This window comes from Mitsuaria sp. TWR114 (assembly GCF_007997345.1).
This window is the reverse complement of the sequence record NZ_VOSR01000679.1, coordinates 1-7,482: the sequence shown is the minus strand read 5'-3', so window position 1 is coordinate 7,482 and position 7,482 is coordinate 1. Positions and strand designations below refer to the sequence as shown.

At 68.8% G+C, this 7,482-nt stretch carries 7 protein-coding genes and 1 pseudogene; all 8 read left to right on the top strand.

All coding sequences use genetic code 11. The features are described from left to right. Positions 1-50 precede the first annotated feature (50 nt). A pseudogene (gene aroA, locus FUT87_RS31830) lies at positions 51-1,231 on the top strand (3-phosphoshikimate 1-carboxyvinyltransferase); the annotation flags it as partial. Continuing rightward, on the top strand, positions 1,226-1,984 hold the full coding sequence (gene cmk, locus FUT87_RS31825) for a (d)CMP kinase (protein ID WP_404935430.1): 759 nt from the start codon (positions 1,226-1,228) through the stop codon (positions 1,982-1,984). The pseudogene aroA and the gene cmk, both read left to right, overlap by 6 nt. Positions 1,985-2,179: 195 nt before the next feature. Beyond that, positions 2,180-3,865: a 30S ribosomal protein S1 gene (rpsA, locus tag FUT87_RS22185; protein ID WP_067063579.1), complete on the top strand. Its 1,686-nt coding sequence runs from the start codon at positions 2,180-2,182 to the stop codon at positions 3,863-3,865. 179 nt (positions 3,866-4,044) lie between these two features. After that, positions 4,045-4,359 carry an integration host factor subunit beta gene (locus tag FUT87_RS22180; RefSeq protein ID WP_147242418.1) on the top strand — a complete coding sequence of 105 codons (315 nt, stop codon included), beginning with the start codon at positions 4,045-4,047 and terminating at the stop codon, positions 4,357-4,359. A gap of 147 nt (positions 4,360-4,506) precedes the next feature. Then, on the top strand, positions 4,507-4,806 hold the full coding sequence (locus FUT87_RS22175; RefSeq protein WP_091733220.1) for a lipopolysaccharide assembly LapA domain-containing protein: 300 nt from the start codon (positions 4,507-4,509) through the stop codon (positions 4,804-4,806). Then, entirely contained in the window at positions 4,796-5,953 is a 1,158-nt protein-coding gene (lapB, locus tag FUT87_RS22170; protein ID WP_091733217.1) for a lipopolysaccharide assembly protein LapB, read from the top strand. The genes FUT87_RS22175 and lapB overlap by 11 nt, the downstream gene beginning before the upstream one ends. Positions 5,954-5,970: 17 nt before the next feature. After that, entirely contained in the window at positions 5,971-6,750 is a 780-nt protein-coding gene (locus FUT87_RS22165) for a glycosyltransferase (RefSeq protein ID WP_147242417.1), read from the top strand. Between the two features lie 7 nt (positions 6,751-6,757). Further along, positions 6,758-7,482: glycosyltransferase family 2 protein (locus FUT87_RS22160; RefSeq protein WP_147242416.1), on the top strand; the 725-nt coding region annotated here is incomplete at its 3' end.

Genomic DNA, 7,482 nt, shown 5'->3' with positions numbered 1-7,482 from the left:
GCGCCGCGGGCACCGTCTCCCTGCCCGGCTCCAAGAGCATCTCCAACCGGGTGCTGCTGCTGGCCGGCCTGTCCGAGGGCGTGACCCGGGTGCACGACCTGCTGGCCTCGGACGACACCAAGGTCATGCTGGCCGCGCTGCGCGAGTTGGGCTGCCAGCTCGAGACCGGCGCGGACGGCGTGCTGTCGGTGACCGGCATCGGCGGCCGGTTGACTACCCGGCAGGCCAAGCTCTTCCTGGGCAACGCCGGCACGGCGATGCGCCCCCTGACCGCCGCGCTCGCGCTGCTGGCGGCCACGCAGGGCGGCCAGTTCGAACTCTCCGGCGTGCCCCGCATGCATGAGCGCCCGATCGGCGACCTGGTCGACGCGCTGCGCGCGCTGGGCTGCCCGATCGACTGCCTCGGCCAGGAGGGTTATCCGCCGCTGCGGCTCAACGGGCCGGCGGCGCTGACGCTGGACGCGCCGGTGCGCGTGCGCGGCGACGTCTCCAGCCAGTTCCTCACCGCCCTGCTGCTCGCCCTGCCCCTGGTCGCGCAGCGGGACCTCGTCATCGAGGTCACCGGCGAGCTGATCTCCAAGCCCTACGTCCACATCACGCTGGAGAGGTTGCTGGCGCGCTTCGGCGTCCAGGTCCAGCGCGACGACGACTGGCAGCGTTTCGTGATTCCCGCCGGCAGCCGCTACCGCTCGCCCGGCGAGGTGCACGTCGAGGGCGATGCGTCGTCGGCGTCCTACTTCGTCGCGCTCGGCGCGATCGCCGCCACCGACGCGCCGGTGCGCATCGAGGGCGTGGGCTCGAGCTCGGTGCAGGGCGACGTCCGTTTCGTCGAGGCCGCGCAGGCGATGGGCGCCCAGGTCGACATCGGCCCCAACTGGCTGGAGGTGCGCCGCGGCGCCTGGCCGCTGAAGGCGCTGGACCTGGACTGCAACCACATCCCGGACGCCGCGATGACGCTGGCCGTGATGGCGCTGTACGCCGACGGCCCGACGACGCTGCGCAACATCGCCTCCTGGCGCGTGAAGGAGACCGACCGCATCGCCGCGATGGCGACCGAGCTGCGCAAGCTCGCGCGCGGGTCGAAGAAGGCCCGGACTGGCTGCGCGTGCATCCGCTCAAGGCCTGGAAGCCGGCGGCCATCCACACCTACGACGACCATCGAGTCGCGATGTGCTTCTCGCTGGCGGCCTTCAACGGCCTGCAGGACGACCGCCAGGGGCCCGCCGTGCCGGTGCGCATCCTGGATCCGCAATGCGTCGCCAAGACCTTCCCCGACTACTTCGAGACGCTGTTCGGTGTCGTCCGCGCCAACGTGGAGGACATTCCCGTCATCACGATCGACGGCCCCACCGCCTCGGGCAAGGGCACGCTGACCGACGAGGTCGCGCAGGCGCTGGGCTACGACGTGCTGGATTCCGGCGCGCTGTACCGGGTGACCGGGCTGGCCGCCTCGCGCCACCATGTCGACCTGGCCGATGGCGAGGCGGTCGCGGCGCTGGTGCCGACGCTGGACCTGAAGTTCGAGTCGGGCCGGGTGCTGCTGGACGAGGAGGACGTCTCGGCCGAGCTGCGCCAGGAAGCGACCGGGCTGATGGCCTCGCAGGTCGGCGCCCATCCGGCGGTGCGTCGCGCGCTGCACCAGCTGCAGCTGAATTTCCGCCGCCTGCCCGGCCTGGTGGCCGACGGGCGCGACATGGGCACGGCGATCTTCCCCGACGCGGCGCTCAAGGTCTTCCTGACCGCCAGTGCCGCGACGCGAGCCGAGCGACGTCACAAGCAATTGATTTCCAAGGGAATTCCGGCTAATATCGACAGCTTGCGCGCTGATCTGGAAGCGCGGGACGCTCGCGACAAGGGTCGCAGCGCGTCTCCGCTGCAGGCCGCCGCGGACGCGATCGAGCTGGACAACTCGCAGCAGACCATCGGGGAATCCCGTGATCTGGTGTTGAGCTGGTGGCAGGAACGCGGTCCGTTCAAGGCCTGAGGCGTTTTCAGGTCGACACGCAAACAGGAGCGTCACCCCTCCCTCCGGACGCCAGTCCACTGGGGGTGACGTATTCGACAACCTAACCCGCAAGTCCGCTTGCAACACAAGCCTTCGCACCTCTCGGATCAGGCCGCTTGACGCATCAAGCCGCCGGACGCTCTGTGCCTGGCAAGGAAATCTCACATGTCCCAAATGGAATCTTTCGCCGCCCTCTTCGAGGAATCGCTGCAGAAGTCGAACATGCGCGCCGGCGAGGTCATCTCGGCTGAAGTCGTCCGCATCGAGCACAACTTCGTGGTCGTCAACGCCGGCCTGAAGTCCGAAGCCTACGTGCCCGTCGACGAATTCAAGAACGACCAGGGCGAAGTCGAAGTCCAAGTCGGTGATTTCATCTCGGTCGCCATCGACGCGATCGAAAACGGCTACGGCGACACCATCCTGTCGCGCGACAAGGCCAAGCGCCTGGCCTCGTGGCTGTCGCTGGAAACCGCCCTGGAATCGGGCGATTTCGTGACCGGCACCGTCTCCGGCAAGGTCAAGGGCGGCCTGACCGTCCTGGTCAACGGCATCCGCGCCTTCCTGCCCGGTTCGCTGCTGGACACCCGCCCGGTGAAGGACATGAGCCCGTTCGAGGGCAAGACCATGGAGTTCAAGGTCATCAAGCTGGACCGCAAGCGCAACAACGTTGTGCTGTCGCGTCGCGCGGTGGTCGAGGCTTCGATGGGTGAAGAGCGCGCCAAGCTGCTGGAGACGCTGACCGAAGGCGCCATCGTCAACGGCGTGGTCAAGAACATCACCGAATACGGTGCGTTCGTCGACCTGGGCGGCATCGACGGCCTGCTGCACATCACCGACATGGCCTGGCGCCGTGTCCGTCACCCGAGCGAAGTGGTGACGGTCGGCCAGGAACTGACGGCCAAGGTCCTGAAGTTCGACGCCGAGAAGAACCGCGTCTCGCTGGGCCTGAAGCAGCTGGGCGACGACCCGTGGTTCGGCGTGTCGCGCCGCTACCCGGCCAACACCCGCCTGTTCGGCAAGGTCACCAACATCGCCGACTACGGCGCGTTCGTCGAGATCGAGCCGGGCATCGAAGGCCTGGTGCACGTCTCCGAAATGGACTGGACCAACAAGAACGTGGCTCCTTCCAAGGTCGTCTCGCTGGGCGACGAAGTGGAAGTCATGGTCCTGGAGATCGACGAAGACAAGCGTCGCATCTCGCTGGGCATGAAGCAGTGCCGCGCCAACCCGTGGGAAGAGTTCGCCGAGAACGTCAAGCGTGGCGACCGCGTCAAGGGCCCGATCAAGTCGATCACCGACTTCGGCGTGTTCGTGGGCCTGGCCCAGGGCATCGACGGCCTGGTGCACCTGTCCGACCTGTCGTGGAACGAGCCGGGTGAAACCGCCGTCCGCAACTACAAGAAGGGCCAGGAAGTCGAAGCCATCGTGCTGGCCGTGGACGTCGAGCGCGAGCGCATCTCGCTGGGCATCAAGCAGCTGGACGGCGACCCGTTCTCGACCTTCGTGTCGGTGAACGACCGCGGCATGACCGTGACCGGCAAGGTCAAGACCGTCGACGCGCGTGGCGCCGAGATCGATCTGGGCGAGGACGTCACCGGCTACCTGCGCGCTTCGGAAATCGCCCGCGACCGCGTGGAAGATGCCCGCAACGTGCTGAAGGAAGGCGACGAAGTCTCGGCCGTGATCATCAACGTCGACCGCAAGTCGCGCAGCATCCAGCTGTCGATCAAGGCCAAGGACAACGCCGACGAACAGCAAGCCATGCAGCGCCTGTCGCAGTCGAACGAGCGTGAGAACGCCGGCACGACGAGCCTGGGCGCCCTGCTGCGCGCCAAGCTGGACAACCAGAACAACGGCTGATCCCTCGCGGGACCTGGGCGCCACGCGCAGCGTGGTGTCCGGGGCTCAAGAGAATCCCTTGTTCTGGTCGGCGGCGGGCTGAGTTAGCCTGACCGCCGCAGACACGCCCAACCGACGCTCAAGCGCTTCGACAGGCTCGCTCCGCAGCGAGCCTGTTTTTTCTTCAGATGCTGACGACCATGACCCGATCCGACCTGGTGGCCCACTTGTCCGAGCGCTTCGGCCAGCTCACGCAGCGAGACACCGAGTTCGCGGTCAAGACCATCCTGGACGCGATGTCCGACGCGCTGGCCCGCGGCCACCGCATCGAGATCCGCGGTTTCGGCAGCTTCTCGATCAACCGCCGCCCGCCGCGCATGGGCCGCAACCCGCGCAGCGGCGAGCAGGTGCTGATCCCCGAGAAGCTGGTGCCGCACTTCAAGCCGGGCAAGGCCCTGCGCGAAGCCGTCGACGCGCAGCTGCCCGTCGCCGACGAGGACCAGCAGGCCGCCTGAGCCCCTCGCCCCAAGGCAGGAGCGCCGCGCATCGCGGCGCTTTTTTTTCGCCCGTTGGAGGGTGTCCCGCCCCTGACGGGGGACTCGCCCTGCCGAACGTCATGCACTGGGCTTGGCGGTGCTCGCACGCGCCTAGAATCGCCCCCCATGCGAATCCTGGTCTGGCTCTTCCGCGCCTTCCTGTTCTTCTGCCTGTTCGCCTTCGCGCTGAACAACAGCCAGGAGATCGTCGTGCACTGGTTCTTCGGCCAGGCATGGCGTGCTCCGCTGGTGATCGTGGTGCTGCTGACCTTCGGGCTGGGCTGCGCCTTCGGTGTGCTGGCGATGATCCCGGCCTGGTGGCGCCACAAGCGCGCCGCCGCGCGCTCGCTCCCTCCGGCGGACGACCTGCCGCCTTCGGCGGCGACCGCCTCCGCCAACGACCCCAAGATCCCCGATGGAATTTGATCTGAGCTGGCTGCTGATCGGCGTCCCCCTGGTCTTCGGCCTGGGCTGGCTCGCCTCCAAGCTGGACTCGCGCCAGTGGAAGCGTGAACAGCGCGACGCCCCGCGCGCCTACTTCAAGGGGCTGAACCTCCTGCTCAACGAGCAGCAGGACAAGGCCATCGACGCCTTCATCGAGGCGGTGCAGGCCGATCCCGACACCTCCGAGCTGCACTTCGCGCTGGGCAACCTGTTCCGGCGCCGCGGCGAATACGAACGCGCCGTGCGGGTGCACCAGCACCTGCTCTCGCGCGGCGACCTGCCCAAGTCCGAACGTGACCGCGCGCAGTACGCGCTGGCCCAGGACTTCTTCAAGGCCGGCCTGTTCGACCGCGCCGAGACTGCCTACGAGGCCCTCAAGGGCACCGCCTTCGACCACGAGGCGGCGCTGGCGCTGCTGTCGCTGTACGAGCGCTCGCGCGAATGGGCCAAGGCGGCGGAGGTCTCCGAGCAGCTCGAGGCCGCGGGCACCGGCAGCTTCGCCAGCCGCATCGCCAACTACTGGTGCGAGCTGGCCCTGGAGGCACAGGCCCGCCAGGACGTGACGGAGGCCCGCCGCTGGCTGGACCAGGCCCGCGCCCGCGCGCCGCAGTCGGCCCGCGCCTACGTGCTGCTGGGCCAGATGCTCGCGCGCCAGGGCGACCAGACCGGCGCGATGGCGCTGTACGCCGAGCTGCTGAGAGCCAATCCCGACGCGTTCAACCTGGTCGCGCGCGACTACGCCCAGGCGGCGCAATCCACCGGCACCGCCGCGCAGGCGCTGGCGCTGATCGAGGCCCAGTACCGCCGCCATCCGAGCATGGCGCTGCTGCAGGCGATCGCGCTGCTCGAACCGGCGCCCGAGGCGCAGCGCCGTCGCCTGGCCGAGCACCTGCGGGTCGAGCCGGCGCTGTCCGCCGCGACGCAATTGCTGCAGCAGAGCCAGGCGCGCCAGCAGCCGCTGGACGACGACGAGGCGCAGCTCGTCGGCACCGCGCTGCAGCGCGCGGTGCGGCCGCTGCAGCGCTACCGCTGCGCCGCGTGCGGCTTCGAGTCGCAGCACTATTTCTGGCAATGCCCCGGCTGCCTCAGCTGGGACAGCTACCCGCCCCGTCACGTCGAAGAGCTCTGAGCCCGATGACCACACCGATGAGCTCCCCCGCGACCACCCCGCCGCCCGCCGCGGCCCCGGGCGGCGACCGCGTCATCCTCTGCATGAAGTGGGGCACCAAGTACGGTCCCGAGTACGTCAACCGCCTGTACGCGATGGTGCGCCGGCACCTGCGCGGCGACTTCCGCTTCGTCTGCCTGACCGATCGCACCGACGGCATCCGGCCGGAGGTCGAGTGCCGGCCCATCCCGCCGCTGGACCTGCCGCCCGGCAGTCCGGAACGCGGGTGGACCAAGCTGACCACCTTCAGCGATGACCTGGTCGCCCAGTACGGCCTGAGCGGCACCGCCCTCTTCCTCGACCTGGACGTGGTGATCGTCGACGACATCACGCCCTTCTTCGAGGTGCCGGGCGAGTTCCTGATCATTCACGACTGGAAGCGCCCCTGGCGCATCACCGGCAACTCGTCGGTCTACCGCTTCACCCTTGGCGCTCATCCGGAGGTGCTGGCGACCTTCCGTCGCGACTTCGATGCGATCCGCGCGAAGTTCCGCAACGAACAGGCCTACCTCTCGGACGAGATGCACAAGAAGGGCCTGCTGAGCTACTGGGACGCGCGATGGTGCGCGAGCTTCAAGTACCACAGCATCCCGCGCTGGCCGATGAACTACTTCCGGGCGCCGTTCATCCCGGACGGCGCGCGGATCCTGATCTTCCACGGTGTCATGAATCCGCCCGACGCGCTGGCCGGCCGCAGCAACGGCAACTGGCGTCGCCCGAAACCCGCGGCGTGGATCGCCGATCACTGGCATGAGTGAGGCGCCGATGAGCAGCCCATCCGACCTGTCGTCCCCGGGCGTCGACGAGGACGCCGGCACCAACGCGCCGTGGCTGTCGGTGCTGATTCCCGTCCACAACGTCAAGGACTACCTGCGCGAGTGCCTGGACTCGGTGCTGGCCCAGGCCGACGACGGCGTCGAGGTGCTGATGGTGGACGACTGCTCCACCGACGGCTCTGACGCCCTGGTGCGCGAACTGGTGGCGGCGCACGCGTCCGGGCCGGTGCGCGTGCGGGGGCTGTTCCACGCGCAGAACCAGGGGCTCTCCGGCGCGCGCAACACGACCCTGCAGGCGGCACGCGGGGACTACGTCTGGTTCCTGGACTCCGACGACTACCTGATGCCCGGCGCCATCCCGCGTCTGCGCACGGTGGTCCGGGAGCACGCGCCGGCGCTGGTGCTGTGCGACTTCTTCATGCTGCGCGAGCGGGTCAAGCTCAAGCACAAGCTGCGCGGCGAGATGCACCGACGCACCTTCTTCGGCCCGGAGCGCCAGCTGCTGCGCGACCCGTCGCGGCTGCTGCGCGGGCTCTTCGAGGCCGGCCAGATGCACAGCTGGTCCAAGATCGCGCGGCGCAGCCTCTGGGGCGAGCAGCTGCGATTCCCGGTCGGCCGCTACTTCGAGGACATGGCCACCACGCCCTTCCTGGCGCTGCTGGCCGACACCGCGTGGTACGAGCCCGCGGTCTGGGTCGCCTACCGCCAGCGCCA

Coding starts and splice junctions, on each gene's coding strand:
- rpsA (WP_067063579.1), top strand. CDS start 2,180: ATGGAATCTTTCGCCGCCCTCTTCGAGGAATCGCTGCAGAAGTCGAAC.
- FUT87_RS22180 (WP_147242418.1), top strand. CDS start 4,045: ATGACCCGATCCGACCTGGTGGCCCACTTGTCCGAGCGCTTCGGCCAG.
- FUT87_RS22175 (WP_091733220.1), top strand. CDS start 4,507: ATGCGAATCCTGGTCTGGCTCTTCCGCGCCTTCCTGTTCTTCTGCCTG.
- lapB (WP_091733217.1), top strand. CDS start 4,796: ATGGAATTTGATCTGAGCTGGCTGCTGATCGGCGTCCCCCTGGTCTTC.
- FUT87_RS22165 (WP_147242417.1), top strand. CDS start 5,971: ATGAGCTCCCCCGCGACCACCCCGCCGCCCGCCGCGGCCCCGGGCGGC.